This window comes from Serratia sp. PAMC26656 (genome assembly GCF_016469055.2).
Lineage (GTDB): Bacteria > Pseudomonadota > Gammaproteobacteria > Enterobacterales > Enterobacteriaceae > Serratia > Serratia plymuthica.
In genome coordinates, this window is the sequence record NZ_CP150486.1 from 2,589,311 (window position 1) to 2,609,368 (window position 20,058).

15 protein-coding genes are annotated in these 20,058 nt (G+C 60.0%); 11 read left to right on the forward strand and 4 right to left on the reverse strand.

Going from position 1 to position 20,058, the window contains the following annotated elements; all coding sequences use genetic code 11:
• Positions 1-40: 40 nt before the first annotated feature.
• Both JEM67_RS13245 and JEM67_RS13250 read right to left on the reverse strand, forming a co-directional pair.
• Positions 41-835 carry an alpha/beta hydrolase gene (locus tag JEM67_RS13245; RefSeq protein WP_199639304.1) on the reverse strand — a complete coding sequence of 265 codons (795 nt, stop codon included), beginning with the start codon at positions 833-835 and terminating at the stop codon, positions 41-43.
• Complete coding sequence (locus tag JEM67_RS13250; protein WP_037432839.1) at positions 832-1,983, reverse strand: FAD-dependent monooxygenase; 1,152 nt, start codon at positions 1,981-1,983, stop codon at positions 832-834. Before JEM67_RS13250 ends, JEM67_RS13245 begins: the two co-directional genes overlap by 4 nt.
• Before the next feature lie 330 nt (positions 1,984-2,313).
• On the opposite strand from JEM67_RS13250, the gene JEM67_RS13255 reads away from it, so the two are divergent.
• The 7 genes from JEM67_RS13255 to JEM67_RS13285 all read left to right on the forward strand — a co-directional run bounded on the left by JEM67_RS13255 (position 2,314) and on the right by JEM67_RS13285 (position 12,795).
• Complete coding sequence (locus tag JEM67_RS13255; RefSeq protein WP_199639306.1) at positions 2,314-3,372, forward strand: 2,5-dihydroxypyridine 5,6-dioxygenase; 1,059 nt, start codon at positions 2,314-2,316, stop codon at positions 3,370-3,372.
• A 67-nt stretch (positions 3,373-3,439) separates the two neighbouring features.
• On the forward strand, positions 3,440-3,913 hold the full coding sequence (locus tag JEM67_RS13260; protein WP_199639308.1) for a MarR family winged helix-turn-helix transcriptional regulator: 474 nt from the start codon (positions 3,440-3,442) through the stop codon (positions 3,911-3,913).
• 216 nt (positions 3,914-4,129) lie between these two features.
• Positions 4,130-4,669, forward strand: a complete 540-nt coding sequence (locus JEM67_RS13265) for a (2Fe-2S)-binding protein (RefSeq protein WP_013812797.1) — start codon at positions 4,130-4,132, stop codon at positions 4,667-4,669.
• Positions 4,662-8,237, forward strand: a complete 3,576-nt coding sequence (locus JEM67_RS13270) for a molybdopterin cofactor-binding domain-containing protein (RefSeq protein WP_199639310.1) — start codon at positions 4,662-4,664, stop codon at positions 8,235-8,237. The genes JEM67_RS13265 and JEM67_RS13270 overlap by 8 nt, the downstream gene beginning before the upstream one ends.
• A gap of 868 nt (positions 8,238-9,105) precedes the next feature.
• Entirely contained in the window at positions 9,106-9,351 is a 246-nt protein-coding gene (locus JEM67_RS13275; RefSeq protein ID WP_071880448.1) for a hypothetical protein, read from the forward strand.
• A gap of 37 nt (positions 9,352-9,388) precedes the next feature.
• Positions 9,389-10,657, forward strand: a complete 1,269-nt coding sequence (locus JEM67_RS13280; RefSeq protein WP_199639313.1) for an HlyD family secretion protein — start codon at positions 9,389-9,391, stop codon at positions 10,655-10,657.
• 2 nt (positions 10,658-10,659) lie between these two features.
• Positions 10,660-12,795, forward strand: coding sequence for a peptidase domain-containing ABC transporter (locus JEM67_RS13285; protein ID WP_199639315.1), 2,136 nt, complete (start codon positions 10,660-10,662; stop codon positions 12,793-12,795).
• A gap of 38 nt (positions 12,796-12,833) precedes the next feature.
• On the opposite strand, the gene hpxO is transcribed toward JEM67_RS13285, so the two are convergent.
• On the reverse strand, positions 12,834-13,991 hold the full coding sequence (gene hpxO, locus JEM67_RS13290) for an FAD-dependent urate hydroxylase HpxO (RefSeq protein ID WP_199639318.1): 1,158 nt from the start codon (positions 13,989-13,991) through the stop codon (positions 12,834-12,836).
• A 220-nt stretch (positions 13,992-14,211) separates the two neighbouring features.
• Here hpxO and JEM67_RS13295 point away from each other — a divergent pair, with 220 nt between their 5' ends.
• Positions 14,212-15,264: a P1 family peptidase gene (locus JEM67_RS13295; protein ID WP_013812802.1), complete on the forward strand. Its 1,053-nt coding sequence runs from the start codon at positions 14,212-14,214 to the stop codon at positions 15,262-15,264.
• A 22-nt stretch (positions 15,265-15,286) separates the two neighbouring features.
• Here JEM67_RS13295 and JEM67_RS13300 read toward each other — a convergent pair whose 3' ends face one another.
• The gene (locus JEM67_RS13300; RefSeq protein WP_126482548.1) at positions 15,287-15,793 is read right to left on the reverse strand and encodes a DUF1003 domain-containing protein; all 507 of its coding nucleotides are present in this window, start codon (positions 15,791-15,793) and stop codon (positions 15,287-15,289) included.
• Between the two features lie 237 nt (positions 15,794-16,030).
• Here JEM67_RS13300 and JEM67_RS13305 point away from each other — a divergent pair, with 237 nt between their 5' ends.
• From JEM67_RS13305 to JEM67_RS13315, 3 genes are read left to right on the forward strand one after another with little or no spacing between them, the layout of a single operon-like run.
• On the forward strand, positions 16,031-18,256 hold the full coding sequence (locus tag JEM67_RS13305) for a xanthine dehydrogenase family protein molybdopterin-binding subunit (protein WP_199639320.1): 2,226 nt from the start codon (positions 16,031-16,033) through the stop codon (positions 18,254-18,256).
• Positions 18,253-18,711: a (2Fe-2S)-binding protein gene (locus JEM67_RS13310; RefSeq protein ID WP_199639322.1), complete on the forward strand. Its 459-nt coding sequence runs from the start codon at positions 18,253-18,255 to the stop codon at positions 18,709-18,711. The genes JEM67_RS13305 and JEM67_RS13310 overlap by 4 nt, the downstream gene beginning before the upstream one ends.
• An 11-nt stretch (positions 18,712-18,722) precedes the next feature.
• A complete protein-coding gene (locus tag JEM67_RS13315) occupies positions 18,723-20,027 on the forward strand; it encodes a c-type cytochrome (RefSeq protein WP_199639324.1) in 1,305 nt (434 codons plus the stop codon).
• The last annotated feature ends 31 nt before the right edge of the window (positions 20,028-20,058 follow it).

The following is a 20,058-nucleotide window of genomic DNA, read 5'->3' on the forward strand; positions in this document are numbered from 1 at the left end:
GCCGATACGGTAATTTTTGGTCATGGAAAATGCTCCTCAGTTAATCCAGAAAATCGCCCAGGGCGTGGAAGAAACCGTCAAAGTCGTCCCACGGGATCATATGCCCGGCGTTTGCTACGTGCGCGAGGGTGATTTCCGGTTGTAACCTGCGGATCTCCACCTCGTCTTCCGGCAATATCACTCCGCCCAAGCCCGCGACCATCAGCAGCGTCGGCATGCTCAGGTCGGGATAATCGCGGTGGCTGTCTACCTGATGGAAATCTTCATAGGCACGTTGAATGGCCGGTTCATAGCAGGTGTGCAGCCATTCGGCGCGCAACTGCCGCTGCTCCTCGCTCCAGGCCGGGCAGTAGGCGCGCATCTGCTCGGCATCCATTCCCGATAGCGACTGGCGGATGGAATCGACGTACCACGGCCATTTACCGGGATAGTCGCGGCGGCCGGGGCCGGAAACCGGCGGATCGACCAGAACTAACCGGCGCACGCCGGCTGGTTGCAGCACCGCAGCGCGCAGGGCAAAACGCGCGCCCATGGAGTGGCCGATCAGCGAATAGCTGTCCAGCTTCAGCGCGGTGGCGAAAGCGTTGACGTCCTGCGCGCAGGTTTCGGCGTCATAGGCCAACTCCGGGCCGCTGGAAGACAGACCGCGCCCGCGCACGTCCAGCACGTAGGTGTCGTATCTTTCACCCAGCCGTTCGGCGACGAACCCCCAGGTGATCGCCGGGCTGGTGATGCCGGGGATCAGGATCAGCGCCGGGCCCTGGCCGCCGTAGCGCAGATAGTGCTGGCGAATGCCGTTGGCCTGCACGTTGGCGCCATACAGGAGGCGGCTCATGCGGCGTTCTCCGATTTCAGCGCCTGCGCGTACAGGTCATAGCCGTACACCCAGGCCGGATCTTCCTGAGTGCGCAGGAAAGTATTGGCGTTGGACACTGCCTGCACGCGGGAGGCGCGCTCTTTGCGGTTGGCTTCATACAGCTGGAAGGCGGTGCGGTAGTCGGTCAGGCCGGTTTCCTGCAGGCAGCGTGCCAGCATGGCGGCATCTTCGATCGCCATCGCCGCACCCTGCGCCATATGCGGTTTCATGGGGTGGCAGGCGTCGCCGAGCAACACCATGCGGCCTTCGCTCCACAGCGGCAGCGGTTTGCGGTTCAGCAGCGGCCATTTGGTGACCTGCTCGCTGGACTCGATCAGCGCTTGCACGATCGGGTGATAACCGGCGAAGGTTTCGTACATTTCTTCGCGGCTGCTGTCGATGAAGCTGCCCTGGAAATCCCACGCCGGGTGGGGTACGCCGCTGACGTAATAGTATTCGTCGCGTTTTTGCGTGGTGTAATAGACCATCAGATGGCGATCCGCCGACCACCACTTCACGCAGTCTTCGAAGCTCAAATTGTATTTGGCCAGTTTCTCGCCGCGGATCAGTGCACGGTGGGCCACCCAGCCGCTGTAGGTTGGCGCTTCGACGCCCAACAAGTGTTCGCGAATGCGTGAATTGATGCCGTCGGCGCCAATCACGATATCGGCGGTGGCGCTGGTGCCGTCGGCGAAATTCAACACCACGTCGTCGCCGCGATCCTCAATCTTGCTCAGGCATTTGCCAAAGTGCACGCTGCCCGGTTGCAGAGCTGCCATCTGCAACGCCTGCAAATCGCCACGATGCACGGTAACGTATGCCGCGCCGTACTCTTTGCGGGCAAATGCCCCCAATTCAATGCGCGACAGATAATCGCCGCTTTCGGCATCGCGGCTGAACCAGAAATCCGGGTGCGAAGCCATTTGCTCCAGCGGCTGTTCGATGCCGAGGCGGCGGAAAATCTTCAGTACGTTCGGTCCCATATGGATACCGGCACCGAGGCGTGAAAACACCGGGCTTTGCTCATACAAATCGACGGTAAAGCCGGCTTTTTGCAGCAGACCGGCGGCGGCGGCGCCACCCAGACCTGCGCCGACCACGGCAATGCGCTGTTGTTTGCTCATCATTTTTCCCCTGACTGTTGGTCTTTTTAGGCGTTGTCCGCAGCAATGTCGGACGAGTAATTTATAGTGTATACGCTAAATATAGCAAAGTTGCATAAGTGTTAATTTAGATCTCGCTCACGCTAACGGGCAGCAACTTGCTGGTAAACTCATGTTAATCACAGCCTGTTATGGGCATGAAATAGGATTTACTTATGGGTGGCGTTAGCGACTTGCTTCTCGTTGAATTTTGGGCTTAGATGATTAAAAGAGTGTGTTCGCTTTAATTTGTGCAAAATAACCTCGCTGACGCCGAGTGCGTCGGTCATTCATTAGCGCAACAGGAGATACGCCATGGCGGTCAATGAGAGTCAGCTGGTACAACTGTTCGAGCAGGTGCTTACGTTGTCGAAAGTGGATGCTTCGCAGAGCGTAGCCATCCTGAAAAGCCACTATTCCGATGCGCGTACGGTACGCGCCTCCACCGATGCCGCGCTGCGGTTGGGGGCCAAGGTGTATGCGGTGGAGCTCCCCTCGTTCAACCATCCGCGGGCTATGGGCAATGACATGACCGCCTACTGCGGCGACACGGCGCTGACCGGCAACCCTGCCGCGCAGCGTGCGCTGGAAGCCGCCGATTTGATCGTCGACACCATGATGTTGCTGCATTCGCCGGAGCAGGAGCAAATATTGAAAACCGGCACGCGCATTCTTTTGGCGGTGGAGCCGCCGGAGGTATTGGCACGGATGTTGCCTACCTCAGAGGACAAGGCGCGGGTGTTGGCGGCGGCGGCGGTGCTGGAGAAGGCGACGCTGATGCGGGTGACATCCGCCGCCGGCAGCGATTTTCGCGCACCCTTGGGGCAATACCCGACGGTGACCGAATACGGTTATGCCGACGAGCCGGGGCGTTGGGATCACTGGCCGAGCGGTTTTCTGTTTACCTGGCCGAATGAAGAGCAGGCGGAGGGAGTGCTGGTGCTGGACATCGGCGATATCCTGCTGCCGTTTAAAAGCTATGCCCGTGAACGCATTACGTTGGAGATTGAGAAAGGCTTCGTGACGCGTATTCACGGTGGTTTCGAGGCGGAATACCTGCGCGAATACATGAAGTATTTCAAAGATCCGGACGTGTACGGCATCTCGCATATTGGTTGGGGCCTGCAGCCGCGCGCCCAGTGGACGGCAATGGGCCTGCACGACAAAAACGACGGCATGTGTATGGATGCGCGCGCATTTTACGGCAACTTCCTGTTCTCCACCGGGCCGAATACCGAAGTCGGCGGCACGCGAAAAACGCCGTGCCACATGGATATTGCGCTGCGTCGCTGCGACATCAGCCTGGATGGCCAGACGGTCGTGGCTGAAGGGGAAGTGGTCGCGCCGGAGGCATCGCGGGTGCGCCAGGGTTAACCGTTGCTGTTAACCGTGGGGGTTTGTACTATTCTCGGTAGTTTCCATAGATGGTGAGAGTAACGCAATGACGCCCCCCGAAGACTCGGCCGCCGATGACGGCAAAGCCGAAAACTATCATTTTACTGAACAAGTCGGGCACCTGCTGCGCAAGGTTTATCAACGTCACGTGGCGATATTCCAGCAGAACGTCGGCGATTCGCAACTGACCGCCGTACAGTTTATTACCCTGTGCGCGGTGCGCGACATGGGGCCTAGCTCATTGACCGAACTGGTGCAGGTGACGGCGGTCGATCAGGCCACCATTCGCGGCATCGTCGAGCGCCTCAAGGCGCGTGAGTTGATCACCGTCATGCCGGATCCGATAGACCGACGCAAAGTGGTGGTCGGGTTGACCGACACCGGCGCTGCGCTGTTGGCGGCAACGGTGCCGCATGCGGCGAAGATCACGGAATTAACCTTCGGCACGCTCAATCCGGCCGAACGTGTAGCCTTGATGTTCCTGCTCAATAAAATGCTGGAAGACCAGCCGCCAGGCTAATTCGCTCCCCGTAACTGCGGTTGTCCGGTGAGTGGCCTGCGGCGAGGTCACGGCCCACAATACATACCCTATAGCTTTCAAGTTGCAGCCAGGCGCCCAGCTTGCTTATCCCCAGGAGCTTACTCCGGTAAGTGACTGGGGATAAGCAAGTGCAGGTAACAACGCTGCGGCTTGAAAGATGACGGGTATAACCGGAACGCAGGCGGAGACGCGAGAATGGCGATATCTGAAGTGCCGACGTCCAGGGAGGGGGCGGTGAAAATGCTGACGGAGCACCCGCTGCTGCTGTCGGTGAACGGAAAAAGTATTCATACCCAGGTCATGACGGATACGCCGCTGCTGTTGGTGTTGCGTAACGATCTGGCGCTAAACGGCCCGAAATACGGTTGCGGCCTCGGCGAATGTGGCGCCTGTACCGTGCTGGTTGACGGCATTGCCGCACGTTCCTGTGTGATCCCTGCGCTGGGCGTGGCCGATAGGGCGATCACCACGCTGGAAGGGCTGGGGGATCGTGATCACCTGCACCCGGTGCAGCGCGCATTTATTGAAGAGCAGGCCGCGCAGTGCGGTTATTGCCTGAACGGCATGATCATGACCACCAAAGCCTTGCTGGATCGCAACCCTTCGCCGAGCGACGGCGAAATCCGCCAGGCGCTGTCCGGCAATCTGTGCCGTTGCGGCACCCACATCGAAATCCTGCGTGCGGTTCAGCGCGCCATTATTCTCTGCCGCAGTGAGGAAAACCCGCATGTCTGACGCCCGTTTCTCATTGCCGAGCCAAGCCGAATTACTGCAACGTAACGGCACGCTACTGGTTATCGATCAGATCCAGCCGCCGCCGGGCCTGGTGCCGAAAGGCCAAACGCCTACCCTGAAGCCCAAGGAGCAGGGGCTGTTTATCGCCATTTGCGACAGCGGTGAGGTCTACGCCTTTAACGGCCATGTCGATCTCGGCACCGGAGTGCGCACCGCGCTGGGACAGATCGTCGCCGAAGAACTGTATCTGCGGATGGAACAGGTCTGCATGGTGCTGGGCGATACCGAAAGTACGCCAAACCAGGGGGCGACCATCGCCAGCGCCACGCTGCAAATTTCCGCCGTGCCGCTGCGCAATGCGGCCGCCGAGGCACGGCGCTGGCTGCTGCAACAGGCGGCGCAGCGTTTTAACCGCACGGTAGATCAACTGACGTTGCGTGACGGCGCTATTGTCGATCCGCAAGGGCAGACGTTGACCTATGGCGAGTTGGTGGCGGGCGTGCATGTCGAGTTACCGATTTCCGGCGATGCGCCGCTCAAACCGCAGGCCGAATACCGGCTGGTGGGCACCAGCACTGCGCGGGTCGATATTCCGGCCAAGGCGACCGGCGAAACCACCTATGTGCACGACATGCGCCTGCCGAATATGCTGCATGGCCGGGTGGTCCGACCGCCGTACGCCGGTTATGACAGCGGTGAGTTCGTCGGCACCAGCCTGCTGGAGGTGGATGAGCAGTCGATCGCCGCTATTCCCGGCATCGTCAAGCTGGTGGTGATCGGGGACTTTATCGGCATCGTCGCCGAGCGCGAGGAGCAGGCGATCAAGGCGGCGCAGGCGCTGCAGGTGAGCTGGAAGGATTGGCGGCGCAACCTGCCGCAGATGACCGACGTGGCGCAGGCACTGCGCGATAATCCGCATTCGACGCGGGTGGTGCATGACACCGGCAACGTCGATGCGGCGCTGGCGTCCGCCGATCGGCGTTTCACCCGCACCTATCTATGGCCGTACCAGTTGCATGCCTCTATCGGCCCCTCTTGCGCACTGGCGGACTATCAGCCGCAGCAACTGCGGGTCTGGTCCGGCACTCAAAATCCGCACCTGCTGCGCGCCGACCTCGCCTGGCTGCTGGAATACCCGGAAGCGCAGATTGACATTATCCGCATGGAGGCCGCCGGTTGTTATGGCCGCAACTGCGCCGACGACGTGTGCGCCGATGCGGCGTTATTGTCGCGGGCGGTGGGCCGCCCGGTGCGGGTACAATTGACGCGCGAGCAGGAACACCTGTGGGAACCGAAGGGCACTGCACAGTTGATGGAGGTCGATGGCGGGCTGGACGCCGCAGGCCATCCCGCCGCCTATGACTTTCGCACCTATTACCCCTCAAATGGCGCGCCGACGCTGGCACTGCTGCTGACCGGCAGGGTTGAACCCGTGCCTGCGGCTTATGAAATGGGCGACCGCACCTCGGTGCCGCCTTATGAATACCCGGCGCTGCGCGTCAGCATTGAGGATATGGCGCCAATCGTGCGCGCCTCCTGGATGCGCGGCGTGTCGGCGTTGCCGAATACCTTCGCGCACGAGTCTTATATCGACGAACTGGCTAACGCCGCCGGCGTCGATCCGCTGGAGTACCGGTTGCGCTACATCAACGATGAGCGTGCCACCGACCTGATGCGCAGCACCGCTGAACGCGCCGGCTGGACGCCGCATACCGAACCGATGCAGACACCGGCGGAAGACGGCGTGCTGCGCGGGCGCGGTTTCGCTTATGCGCGCTATATACACAGCAAGTTTCCCGGCTTTGGCGCCGCCTGGGCGGCCTGGGTCGCCGACGTGGCGATCGACAAGGCCAGCGGCGAAGTGGCGGTCACGCGCATCGTGGTGGGGCACGACGCCGGCATGATGGTCAATCCGGACGGGGTGCGTCACCAGATCCACGGCAACGTCATCCAGTCGACCAGCCGGGTATTGAAAGAGCGCGTCACCTTCGAAGAATCGACGATTTCCAGCAAGGAATGGGGCGCTTACCCGATATTGACCTTCCCGGAGGTGCCGGAGGTCGACGTGGTGATGATGCCGAGACCGTACGATCCGCCGCTGGGCGCCGGTGAGTCCGCTTCGGTACCTAGCGCGGCGGCCATCGCCAACGCGGTGTTTGACGCCACCGGCATTCGCTTTCGCGAATTGCCGATCACCTCCGATCGGCTGCGCGAGGCGTTGAACGGTCCGGATAGTGCCCGGCAGGAGCCTGCGCCGATGGCCAAACCCCGGCGCAGCAAATGGTGGTTCGGCGGCGCGGTCGGTATTGTCGGCGCCCTGTTGGGTGTCGCGGCTACGGCATTGCCGTGGCGTACGGCGATTGCACCTGTTGCCACGCCGGGCGCAGGCACCTGGTCGGTCGCGACCCTGGAACGTGGGCGTCAGTTGGCCGCCATCGGGGATTGCGCGGTCTGCCATACCGCCTCAGAAGGCGCGACCAACACCGGAGGCCTGGCGATGGAAACTCCGTTCGGTACCCTGTACAGCACCAATATCACCCCGGATGTGGCAACCGGCATCGGCAACTGGTCGTTTACCGCGTTCGACCGCGCGATGCGCCAGGGCATCAGCCGCGACGGTCGCCATCTGTATCCGGCGTTTCCTTATACGTCGTTCAGCAAAATGACCGACGGCGACATGCAAGCGCTGTATGCCTACATGATGTCGCAACCGGCGGTTACGCAAAGCAACCCGGCTAACCAAATGCGTTTCCCGTTTAATCTGCGCCCGCTGATGGCCGGCTGGAATGCACTGTTTCTACGCCAGGGCGAGTACCAGCCAGACCCTACGCAAACGGCGCAGTGGAATCGCGGATCTTATCTGGTCAACGGGTTGGGCCACTGCGCCGCCTGCCATTCGCCGCGTAACCTGATGGGGGCGGAAAAGGGCGGCACCGGTTTCCTGGCAGGGGCGATGGTGGACGGCTGGGAAGCGCCGGCGTTGAACCAACTGGCCAATGCGGAAAAACCCTGGAGCGAAGAACAGCTCTTCCGGTATCTGAGCAGCGGTCATTCCGCCGAACACGGCGTGGCGGCCGGGCCGATGGGGCCGGTGGTCAGCGAACTGGCTACGCTACCGGAGTCGGACGTGCGGGCGATGGCCGGCTATCTTATCTCCCTGAGCACCCCGACAACGTTAAACGTGGAGCCGCAGGTACAGCTAGCCGGAAGTCTGCAATCTGCGCAGGCGAAACAGGCCGGCGAACGTCTGTTCCAGGGCGCTTGCCAGGCTTGCCATAGCGCCGCCAGCGGTGGCCCGCAGCTGTTTGGCGTCAGTCCCGATTTGGCCAATAACACCAATATTTTCAGCGATCGGCCGGACAACCTGATCAAAGTGATCCTGCAAGGTATTGCCAAACCGGCCACCGCCGATCTGGGCTTTATGCCGGGCTTCAAGGACAGCTTCTCCGATCGGCAGGTGGCGGATCTGGTGAATTACCTGCGTCAACGCTATGCCGGGCAAAAACCGGCATGGCGAGAGGTAGAAGCTCAGGTAGCCAGGCTGCGCGCCAATCCGGGCAGCCATTAGCGGCGTTATGGCCACTGCAGGAACGCCACCCGCCGTTGCAACGGCAACGGCAACGGCGCCAGCTTGCGCGCCGCCATTGCCGCCCGCCGCTGTTTCGCCGTCTTTTCTTTATCGGGTTATTAATCCTGAATATTGAGATTGTTTGGCGTTCAGTGACATAAGTCGAATCGCTTTCCGTGATGAATTCAGTTTTTATCTTGGTTGTTCATTTAATTAATTGGGGTGGTTTTTTAGTTGTTGATGTTAAGTGAAAGTATAAACAATATTTTGATGATTTAATTAAGTTATACCTTTAATTGATGTGGCGTTATTTTATTTAGCCTTTGTTTATTGTTGACTTGGTTGTTTTTTGTGTTTATATAATTAGCAGGCGGATTAGATATGTGGCTTGTAAAAAACATCATAAATGGCGTTGGCGGGAGTTATGGGAATATTAACAAAATCAGAAATAGATATGATTGGCGGCGGTGGCGAAAGCAGCGTGGATACCCGCAGTAAAAAGGCTGCTACGGCAACGGAACATCGACTAACTATGGTGGACAGGCTAACGGTTTCGTGCCCAATTCATCCCCCGGAATAAGCTCTGAATGCGCATGGGCTCTAGGCCTTGCCGTATTTGGCGGCGGTGTTGGCGGGGCTATTGCCGGCAGTGCCCGTGCGATTGCGGGCGGGCTAGTCTCAGGCTCAATCGGCGGCTTGTCTTCCTGTATCGGCAATGGCGGCGGAAAAGGGACGCAGAACGCATCGGAAAAAAGGTCTGGTAGTTATAATGGTGGAACCTGCCGTTGGTAATTTTATCCTAAACGGTAATTTTTAATGCAATATAGTCTGCGTGGTTGAGTTATATTGTTTTTGGTGGGGTTAATCGTTGAAAAGCAAAGGCGTGGTGATTTTTGTTGGCATATTTCTCGTCTTTTCATTGTCTCATGATTTATTCAGAACTGTGGGGCTGAGCCAGTCTGGTGGCTGGTTTAATATCGATATCCCTGATGGGTTGGCGAAATGTATTATTATTTTCTGCGTGCCGGTGGGCATGATTGCTACAATAAAATGCCTTTATATTGCGCTACATTGGTGTATCCGCATGGGGAAAAGTGCGGGGAAAGGAAAATAACCGCCGGTTTATAAACGGGCCTTAAGGTGTAATCCCCATGACAGGACGTCCGCCCCAGCTGTATCGAGAGGGTTATTTCGCCGCGCAGGCGACAAAGGCAGAGGGCGAAGTCATTATTCCGCCCAGCCTCGGTTTAACCGCCTATGCCTGGGCCAGCGGTGCGCTGGTGCTGGCTATCCTGCTATTTCTGATGCTGGGCGAATATACCCGTAAAGCGCGGCTGGAAGGCGTGGTAATGCCCTCCAGCGGGTTGATCAAAGTGGTTGCCCGCAACGCCGGGCAGGTCACTGAACGCCTGGTGGCTGAAGGAGAGAAGGTTAAGGCCGGCCAGCCGCTTTATCGGCTCAGCGGCGAACATTTCAACGGAAAGGGCGTTGGCGCACTGGCGTCGGTGGCTGCGTCACTGGATCAGCAATACCGCATGCTGGAGCACCAGCGCGAACAAGAACAGGTGACCAGCGCCCTGCGGCAAACCGGCGTGCGGCAACGCATCGCACAGTTGGATGACGAACTGACCAGTGCAGGCTCCGCCTTGGGGCTGGCTCAACAGCAGGAAACGTTGTCACATTCGGTGATGGCGCGTTACCGCAAGCTGATAGCCAAAGGCTATGTGTCCGAAATTGAATTCCAGCAAAAGCAAATGGAACTGTCGACGGCGCGTGAAAAAGTCGAAAGCCAACGGCAGGCTCAGTTGAGGTTAAAGCGTGAATGGGCGGCTGCGGGCTCGGAGCTGCAAACCTTGCAGCAACAGCAGCAAGGGCGGGATGCGGAGCTTGAACGTCAGTTGCAGAGCATCGATCAGCAAAAAATAGAGCTCAACGCCCAGCGCGAGACTACGCTGACGGCGCCGGTCGATGGCCACATCGCCGTGGTGCTGGTGCGTGCCGGGCAGACGGTGAAACCCAACGATCCTTTGTTGATGATGGTGGCGGACGGGGCGCAGTTGCAGGTAGAGCTTTTTGCCCCGAGCAAGGCGGTGGGCTTTATCAAACCCAGCCAACGCGTCGGCCTGCGTTTTGCCTCGTTCCCCTATGAAAAGTTTGGCGTGCAATACGGTTCTACCCGCGCCATCACGCATGCCAGCCTCAGCGCCGGCGACGCGATGTTGCAAAATCCGCTGGTCTGGAAGGAAAACGAAGGGCATTACCGTGTGATCGTGGCGCTGGATAAAACCACCATTACGGCTTATGGCCGGCAGGAGCCGCTGCGCGTCGGCATGGCGGTGTCCGCGGACATTGAGCTGGACAGCCGCCGTCTGTACGAATGGTTGCTGGAGCCGTTATGGAGCCTGCAAGGGAGGATGTAAGCATGGACGTAACAGAGATGATTAACTGGGGCTGGCGAAAGCGCCTGCCGCTGATCCGCCAGACGGAATCGGCGGAGTGCGGGGTAGCCTGCCTGGCGATGATAGCCGCTTGGCATGGGTACCGGGTCGATATGCGAACGCTGCGTGCAGAATGTCATGTCTCTCAGCTTGGCATGACGTTTTCGCAGCTGATGGCGTGCGCCGAAGGCTTGAATTTAAGCGGCCGTGTCATTCGGCTGGAACTGGATGAACTGCACCTGCTGGCCGTGCCCTGCATTTTGTATTGGGACATGAATCATTTTACCGTTCTGCGGCGGGTGCGGGGGCAAACGCTGGAACTGCACGATCCGGCTCGCGGCCTGCTGAAAATGACGCTGCAAGAGGCGAACCGTCATTTTACCGGCATCGCGATGGAGCTGACGCCTAACCACCGGTTTGAAACCCAGGATCGCCGGGAAAAGATCCGCCTGACAACGTTGATTGGCAAAACGCATGGCCTGAAGCCTGCGCTGGCCAGGATCTTTTGCTTCGCCGTGGCGCTGGAGGTGTTGGCGCTGCTCGGCCCGCTGATAAACCAACTGGTGATTGATGAGGTGTTGGTGGCGTTGGACGCCAGCCTGCTGACGCTTGTCGTCATCGCCATGTTGCTGATGGGCAGTACGCAGATGCTGCTGGAGTTGGCGCGGCAGTGGGCGACGCTGACCATGGCGGTCAACTTCAACATGCAGTGGACCGCCAACGTGTTTCACCATCTGCTGCGCCTGCCGATCGGCTGGTTCGAGGCACGCAACATGGGGGATATCAGCGCCAAGTTCGATGCCGTCGACACCATACAGGACACCCTGACCACTACGCTGCTCGAAGCCTTTTTGGACGTGCTGTTGGTGGTGGGCACGCTGACCATGATGTTTTTCTACAGCGCAAAATTAACCCTGGTGGCCTTGGCCGCCGCCGCCGTTTACGGCCTGCTGCGCCTGTGTTGGTTCAGCACGCTGCGGAAAGCGGCGCAGGACAGCTGGAATGCCGGCACCGAGGAGTCCAGCCATTTTCTGGAAAGCCTGCGCGGCGTGTTGAGCCTGCGGGTGAATGGCGCGCTGATGCCGCGGGAATCTGCCTGGCGCAACCTGAACGTCGCCCGGCGCAATGCCCAACTGCGCGAAAGCAAACTGATGATGGTGTACGGCATCATGCAGACCGTTATCGGCAGCGTGGTTGCGGCGGCGGTACTGTGGCTGGGAGCCGGTTCGGTGCTGGCCGGCGAGTTCTCGGTGGGGATGCTGGTGGCCTATATGTCTTTTCAGGGGCGATTTTCGGCCAGCATTAACGGGTTGATAGACAAAGTGGTCACCTACCGAATGCTGGACGTTTACAACGAACGGCTGGCCGATATCGTGCTGACCCCACGTGAAGGCGCGACGGCGTTACAGGCCGGCCACAAGGGATCGGCGTACCCGGCAGGCGATTGGCCTCCCGATTTGCCGGTTCTGAGCCTGGAGCAGGTCAGCTTTAAATACGCCGGGACCGAACGGGAGATCCTGTCGCAAGTCTCGCTGGATATTATGCCCGGCGAGGTGGTGGCGTTGGTGGGGGCGTCCGGCAGCGGCAAAACCACCTTGGCCAAGCTGGTACTGGGATTATATCCGCCGTCTGCGGGGGTGATACGCACGTTGGGGGTTGAACACCGGCGCGCCGATTATCAACGGACTCGCCAGCATATCGGTGCGGTGCTGCAGGAAGACCAGCTGTTTCGCGGTTCCATTGCCGACAACATTACGTTTTTCTCGCCGAAAATGGACAGCGACAAGCTTGGCGAGTGCGCCAGGCTGGCGCAGTTGGATAGGGACATTGAACAATTGCCGATGGGTTACCAGACGTTAATCAGTGAAATGGGCGGGACCTTGTCTTCCGGACAGAAACAGCGATTGCTGCTGGCGCGGGCGCTGTATAAAGAGCCGAAGCTGTTGATTCTGGATGAGGCGACCAGCCATTTGGACGTCGCCAACGAAATGTTGGTCAGCCGCACCTTGCGCCGGCTTGGCCTGCCGATTTTACTGATCGCGCATCGCCCGGAAACTATCGCCTCGGCGGACAGGGTCATTGAACTGACGGCGGGGCGCATCCGCACGCTGGGACTTTGAGGATTGCCCCTTCTCCTGGCCGGAGAAGGGGCGGCGGATCAGGCCAGCGGCCCGCCCAGGATGGTTTCCTTCATGCCGGAGAGAATGCGCTCGCCGGTTTCAGTTTTCAGCTCTTCGTACCAACTGCGGGTGATCTCCATCTCTTTGCCGTGCGTCACGTCACAACGCTTGCGCGCTTTCAGCACCAGATCCTTCACCCGGTAGCTGCGTTTCTCCTGATAACGAAGCAGCGCATCTTCGATGCCCAGCGAGTTGGTTTGTAACGCAATCGCCAGCACCACCGCATCTTCCATCGCCGCACAGCCGCCCTGGCCGATATCCGGCGTGGTGCTGTGACCGGCGTCACCCAGCAAGGCTACGCGGCCGCGCACCAACTGTTCGAAAGGCTCGATATCGTGAATTTCAATGCGGTTGACGGTGTCAGGATCGAGCGCAGCAATCAGTTTCTGCACCGGTTCGGCCCAGCCGGCGAAGTAGCGCTGCAGATCGGCGCGCACCGTGCTGCGGTCTTCCGCCAGCCCGGTCGGCAACGGAACGTCGAAGAAAAAGTAGAAACGGTTGCCGGAGACCGGCATCAGCGAAACTCGCTTGCCTTCGCCGACAAAGGTGGTCCACTGATCGGCCGGCGCGATGGATTCATCAATCGCCACCAGCCCGTTCCAGTTGACGTAACCGGCATAGCGGCGATCCACTCCATGCCCGAGCACGTAAGGGCGGATAGCCGAATGGGTGCCGTCGGCGGCGATCAGGAAATCGCCGTTGGCCTGGCTGCCGTCCTCGAACCAGGCGGTGACGCCGTCTTGGGTCTCTTCAAGGCCGTTGACGCGCTTGCCAAAGCTAACATTGTCACGGCCGTAGGTCTCCAGCAGCATGGCCTGAAGTTCGGCGCGGGCCACCGGATAAGGACGTTCGCCGACACTGGCGATCAACGGGTCCAGGCTGAAACGCGTCAGGGTCTGGCCGTGCAGATATTCCTGATAGGCCATGTAGTGCATCGGGCCGCCGAGCCGGCGCAGGGATTCTTTCATCCCCAAATAGTTGAGGCACTTAACGCCGTTCGGCCAGATGGAAATCGCCGCGCCAACCGGCTTGATCTCTTTAACCGCTTCAAAAACCTCGGCCTCGATCCCGCAGCGCTTCAATGCGATGGCGGCGCACAACCCACCGATACCGCCGCCTATGATGATTGCTTTCATGTTCTTCTCCTTTGTCGCCATAACAGGGAGAAGCAATTTCCGTACCAGTCCGCGAAGGGGGCGGTGAGCGGGGGGGCGGAGGAACGATGATGCAAATTGGTGCGCCGATGTGCCATGGCGGGGCATGAATATTTTCTCGCCGGCTTCGGCTTTCAATTTACGGGATGTCGCATTGCGCGATATGCTGTTTTACAAACGGACTGCGCCTGACGAGGTCACTATGACAGACAGCCAAGTCTTTGAACGACAGAGCCTGGATAATCTGCTGAACTACTGGCGGCGCCACCGTCGTCTGCCGGGGGCGCGTTATTTGCCCGGGCCGACGGACAGTCTTTGCGACGTGAGCGGCGTCAGCGTGGGGCATCACACGCTGGACAACGGCGAGTGCCAGACCGGCGTGACCGCCATTATGCCGCCGGGCGACCTGTTCAATCAGCCGTTGCCCTGCGGTAGCGCGGTGTTGAACGGCTTCGCCAAACCGCTCGGCCTGGTGCAGCTCAACGAGCTGGGGGTGCTGCAAACGCCGATCCTGCTGAGCAACACCTTCGCCGTCGGCACCTTATTCAACGCCATGGTGCGGCGCAGCTGCCGGCGTTACCCGCAGATCGGCCGCGACAGCGCCACCATCAATCCCGTAGTACTGGAATGCAACGACGGTTATCTCAACGATATTCAGGCGATGCCGGTGCTCGAAGAGCACGTGTTCAGCGCGCTGGACAATCACGGGATCGGCTTTGCGCGCGGCAGCGTCGGCGCCGGGCGCGGCATGAGCAGTTTCGGCCTGAAAGGCGGCATCGGCACCGCTTCGCGCTATTGCCCCGGTCTGGGGGCTACCTTGGGCGTGTTGGTGCTGGCCAACTTTGGCACGCTGGAGTCCCTCACGCTGAGCGGCGTGCGCGTCGGGCCGGCATTGGCTGCGCAATTGGCGGACCCGCCGCCGCAGGTAGAGGCCGGTTCGGTCATCATCATTATCGCCTGCGACCGGGTGCTGGACAGCCGGCAACTCAGCCGCATCGCCAAGCGCGCCGGGGCTGGGCTGGGGCGCGTGGGCAGCCACTGGGGGCACGGTTCCGGCGATATCGCGCTGGCGTTCTCCACCCGTCTGCAGGGAACCGCGTTGCCGGATGAACGGCTGGAACCGCTGTTCGCCGCGGCGGCGGACGCCACTGAATACGCGGTGCTGGACGCCTTGCTGAGCGCCGAGGGCGTCAGCGGCTTCCACCAGCGTTCACGCGTTGCGCTTGGGCCGCTGCTCGATCGCTTGGCGAATTAGCCGATGGTCGCCGATCGGGTAGTTACAGGCGTTCGCGCTGGGTTAACTGGATGGCCAGATTTTCAATGCGTTCGGCCATCTGTTTGGTCAGGGTGGTTAATTCGGTGTTTTGTTTCAACAGCACCAGCAGCTGTTCGGATTGCTGTTCGACGAGGGTTTGCCGCTGTGCCATCGCCTCATCCAAATCTTCCCGGTGCTGCGCGTCGGCCAGCGCATGCGCCTGGTCACGTTCGGTCTGGCGGGTTTGAGCCAGCAGGATCAAGGGCGCGGCATAAGCGGCCTGCAGGCTGAACGCCAGGTTCAGCAGGATGAAAGGGTAAGGGTCAAACTTGGCGAAACCCGCCTGGTTGAGGTAGATCCAGACGCCAACCAGCAGCGTTTGCCCCATCAAAAAGGTCGGGGTGCCGAAGAAACGGGCGAAAGCCTCGGCCTTCAAAGCAAACCACTGATCGCCAAAAGTATGGTTTAGCCCATGTAATGGACGATATAAACGAAATCTCTTGTTTTGCGACATAGTCTTAATGCCCATAGATGTACCGGTAAGATCTTTTTTATAGCACAGGTGCGCTTTCTTGCCTCCGCGGGATACAGAGCACGATCCCACAACAGAAAATGCTCGCCTCACATCAGGCTGGCTGAATAATAGGCTACGCTAATTATTGTTCTGTTGTTCTACATCCCGTCAGGGACGCAGCCGACATTTCACATAAAAAAAACGATCTCATCGCAAGGAATCATCCTGAGCGACATTTTGGAGCTATGAGCAATGACAATATCGCAAGTTCCGCTTACGCGGCGGCGGTTTATCGTCGGCGCAGGCGCGCTGGTGATTGGCGCCTATCTGCCGTCTACCGGCGCACTGGCACGCACCACTCCCGTCACGGCGCCAGAAAGCAACGCTTTTGAAGCCAACGCCTTCGTACAGATCGGCGAAGACGGCATCGTCACCGTCATCAGCAAACACACCGAAGTAGGCCAGGGTGTCTATACCGGTATGGCGACGCTGGTCGCAGAGGAACTGGACGCAGACTGGGCGCAGGTGCGCGTAGTTGCCGCCCCGGTGGACACCAGCGTCTACAAAAACCTGTCATTCGGTTTCCAGGGGACCGGCGGTTCCAGTTCGGTGGCCAACGCCTATGATCAAATGCGGCGCATGGGCGCCATGGCGCGGGCGCTGCTGGTTCAGGCCGCCGCTCAGAGCTGGAAAACTTCAGCGCAGGAGATCACCGTACAGGCAGGCAAAATCAGTCACGCCGCCAGCGGCCGCGAAGCGGGCTTCGGCGAGTTCGCCGCGTTGGCCGCCAAACTGCCGCCGCCGGATCCCGCAGGATTGACGTTGAAGGACCCGGCCCATTTTACCTTGATCGGCAAAGTGAGCGGCCTGCACCGTGTGGATTCGCTGGCGAAGACCAACGGCAGCGCGCAGTTCACGCAGGATATTCATGAACCGGACATGTTGACCGTCACCATAAAAAAATCGCCGCGCTTTGGCGGCAAAGTGGCGTCATTTGACGCCAGCCGGGCGCTGCAGGTGCCCGGCGTGGTGGATGTGAAGCAGACCGACACTGGCGTAGCGGTCTACGCCAAAAATACCTGGGCGGCAATCCAGGGCCGCGAAAAATTGCAGGTAGAGTGGGACGATTCCCAGGCTGAAAGGCGCAATACCGAGCAAATTTTTGCCGAATTCCGCCAGGTGGCGCAAAAAACCGGCGCGGTGGCGACCAGCCGCGGCAAGCCAGACGAGGTTTTCGACAAGGCCGACAAGGTGATCGAAGCGGAATATACCTTCCCCTACGTGGCCCATGCGCCGATGGAGCCGCTCGACGGCTATCTGTTCTGGGACGGCGAAAGCGTCAAGGCACGCTACGGCTGCCAGATCCAAACTCTTGATCATAAACAGCTGTGCGATCTGTTCCAGCTACCGCCGGAAAAAGTGCAAATCGAAACCATTCTGGCGGGGGGCAGTTTCGGCCGACGCATCGATCTGGGCAACCCAGCTCTGGGGCCGGATCTGGCGGCGGATATGGCCGCTGCCGCCAAGGCTATCGGGCCCGGTCATGGCGTGAAGGTGGTGTGGACGCGTGAGGACGACATCCGCAACGGTTGGTATCGCCCGATGATCTTGCACCGGCTGCGCGGGGCGATCCGGGGCGGCAAGGTGGTGGGCTGGACCGACACCGTCGTCGGCCACTCCTGGACGCTTAACAGCGCCATGACGGCGCTGGTGGTTAACGGCGTCGATCAGATGATGATCGAAGGCGCCAGCGAGCTGCCTTATACCTTCGAAAGTTTCCGTTGCGATGCCCATATCGTGCCGGGCAAGGTGCCGACCTCCTCGCTGAGATCGGTCGCCAGCACCCACACCGGCCATGCGGTGGAAAGCTTTATCGATCAGTTGCTGCAGGAAACCGGGCAGGATCCGGTGGAAGGGCGGCTGGCGCTGATGGGGGATGCACCGCGCGAAGCCGGGGTGTTGCGAGCGGTGGCGAAAGCCGCCAACTGGCAGGGAGCGAAGGTGGTGGATGGCCGGGCGCGCGGCGTTGGCGTCGCCAAGGCGTTTGACACCCGGGTGGCGCAGATTGCCGAAGTGTCTATCGGCGAAGGCGGCATTCCGCGGGTACACAAGGTGTGGTGCGCGGTGGATTGCGGTGTGGCGGTGAATCCTGACGTGATCCGCGCGCAGATTGAGGGCGGTATCGGTTACGGCCTGAGCATCGCGTTGTACGGCAACATCACTTTAAAAGACGGCCTGGTCGAACAATCCAATTTCAACAATTTCCGTCCGCTGCGCATTGACGAAATGCCGGAAATTGAGGTGATTATCGTGCCTTCAACCGAGAAGCCCACCGGTGTGGGCGAACTGGGCGTGCCGACCATCGGCCCGGCGGTCGGCAATGCGTTGGCGCTGCTCGGGCGGCCCCGTACCTCGCTTAGCCTGCCCTTACACCGTCCCAACAGCGACGCCAGCGTCCTTCCAAGGAAAACATCATGATTACTTTAACCGTTAACGACCAACCGCTGACGTTTGAGGGCGATACCCATATGCCGCTGCTGTGGTTTCTGCGCGATGAAGCCGGGCTGACCGGTACCAAATTTGGCTGCGGCATTGCCATGTGCGGCGCCTGTACCGTTCATCTGGACGGCGTGCCGGTACGATCCTGCATGACGCCGGTTTCGGCGGCGGTCGGCAAGAAAATCACCACCATCGAGGCCATCGGCGAAACGCCGACGGGTAAAGCGGTTCAGGAGGCTTGGGTCAATCTGGACGTGGTGCAGTGCGGCTACTGTCAGTCGGGCCAGATCATGAGTGCCAGCGCGCTGCTGGCCCAGAGCAAAAATCCGAGCGATGCGGATATTGACGCGGCGATGGGCGGCAACGTTTGCCGCTGCGCTACTTACGTGCGCATTCGCGCCGCCATCCACCAGGCCGCCAAGGCGCTGGATTAAGGGAGAAACTCATGAGCAACGCCCTGAGATGGCTATTATGGCTGATTGTCGCGGTAGTGGTGATAGCCGGCGGCTATGCGCTGTATACCCTGCTGCGGCCGGTTGGGCCGGAGCCTGCTGCGCCCATCGCCGGCGCGCCCGCCGGCATTACCGATAAACTGGCGCGCGGTGAATATCTGGCGCGCGCCGCCGACTGCGTGGCTTGCCACACCGCGCCGGGCGGCAAACCTTTCGCCGGTGGTTTCGCGTTTAAACTGCCGTTCGGCACTATTTACGGCACCAATATTACCGCGGATAAAGAAACCGGTATTGGCGACTGGAGCGACGAACAGTTTGTACGTGCGGTGCGTGAGGGCGTCGGTCCGGAGGGTAACCTGTATCCGGCGATGCCTTATACCTCTTACACCGCATTGAGCCGTGACGACGTGCTGGCGATCAAGGCTTATCTGTTCAGCCTGCCGCCGGTGAAACAGGTCGACCCGCAAAACGATCTGCCATTCCCGTTCAACCAACGCTGGGGCATGAAGTTCTGGAATCTGGCGTTCTTCCATGAAAAACGCTTCGAACCGAATCTCAACCAGGATGAACAGTGGAACCGCGGTGCCTACCTGGCGACCGCGCTGGGTCACTGTAGCGAATGTCACACGCCGCGCAACCTGGCCTTTGGTATTAATCAGAGCAAGAACCTCAGCGGTGAGGTGGTCCAGGGCTGGTTTGCCGCCAACATCACCCCGGATGCGCAGACCGGCATCGGCGGATGGAGCGAGCAGCAACTGTCGCAATATCTGGCGACCGGCCACGCGGAGGGGCGCAGCAGTGCCGCCGGCCCGATGGCGGAGGCGGTGGAAAACAGCCTGCAGTATCTGACGCCGGAGGATAATCAGGCGTTGGTGAAATACCTGCGCAACATAGAACCTATCGCCGGCGACAGCGCCAGTGCGGTGAACCTGCAACCGAAGGGCGCGTTGTCCTCCAGCGCGGTGCTGCCGGGCGGGCAAGAGGATTCGTTGGGCCGCAGATTGTTTGCCGGTGATTGCAGCGGCTGCCATCAGTGGAACGGCGTGGGCCGCCAGAGTAAATACGCTTCGTTGGTCGGCAGCACGGCGGTAAACGATCCGCAGGGCCGCAGCGTGGTGCAGGCGATCCTCAAAGGCACCCGCCTCAGCATCGGGGATCAGCATGAGGTGATGCCGGACTTCGGCGCCCAATATTCGGGCGAAGAAGTGGCGGCGGTGGCCAATTATGTGGTCGGTCAGTTTGGCGAAAAACAAGGTAAGGTCACGGCGAAACAGGTCGCGGAACAACGCAAACAGTAACGATCGGCGAGGGGGCGTTTCTCCCTCGCTG

Coding starts and splice junctions, on each gene's coding strand:
- JEM67_RS13245 (WP_199639304.1), bottom strand. CDS start 835: ATGAGCCGCCTCCTGTATGGCGCCAACGTGCAGGCCAACGGCATTCGC.
- JEM67_RS13250 (WP_037432839.1), bottom strand. CDS start 1,983: ATGATGAGCAAACAACAGCGCATTGCCGTGGTCGGCGCAGGTCTGGGT.
- JEM67_RS13255 (WP_199639306.1), top strand. CDS start 2,314: ATGGCGGTCAATGAGAGTCAGCTGGTACAACTGTTCGAGCAGGTGCTT.
- JEM67_RS13260 (WP_199639308.1), top strand. CDS start 3,440: ATGACGCCCCCCGAAGACTCGGCCGCCGATGACGGCAAAGCCGAAAAC.
- JEM67_RS13265 (WP_013812797.1), top strand. CDS start 4,130: ATGGCGATATCTGAAGTGCCGACGTCCAGGGAGGGGGCGGTGAAAATG.
- JEM67_RS13270 (WP_199639310.1), top strand. CDS start 4,662: ATGTCTGACGCCCGTTTCTCATTGCCGAGCCAAGCCGAATTACTGCAA.
- JEM67_RS13280 (WP_199639313.1), top strand. CDS start 9,389: ATGACAGGACGTCCGCCCCAGCTGTATCGAGAGGGTTATTTCGCCGCG.
- JEM67_RS13285 (WP_199639315.1), top strand. CDS start 10,660: ATGGACGTAACAGAGATGATTAACTGGGGCTGGCGAAAGCGCCTGCCG.
- hpxO (WP_199639318.1), bottom strand. CDS start 13,991: ATGAAAGCAATCATCATAGGCGGCGGTATCGGTGGGTTGTGCGCCGCC.
- JEM67_RS13295 (WP_013812802.1), top strand. CDS start 14,212: ATGACAGACAGCCAAGTCTTTGAACGACAGAGCCTGGATAATCTGCTG.
- JEM67_RS13300 (WP_126482548.1), bottom strand. CDS start 15,793: ATGGGCATTAAGACTATGTCGCAAAACAAGAGATTTCGTTTATATCGT.
- JEM67_RS13305 (WP_199639320.1), top strand. CDS start 16,031: ATGACAATATCGCAAGTTCCGCTTACGCGGCGGCGGTTTATCGTCGGC.
- JEM67_RS13310 (WP_199639322.1), top strand. CDS start 18,253: ATGATTACTTTAACCGTTAACGACCAACCGCTGACGTTTGAGGGCGAT.
- JEM67_RS13315 (WP_199639324.1), top strand. CDS start 18,723: ATGAGCAACGCCCTGAGATGGCTATTATGGCTGATTGTCGCGGTAGTG.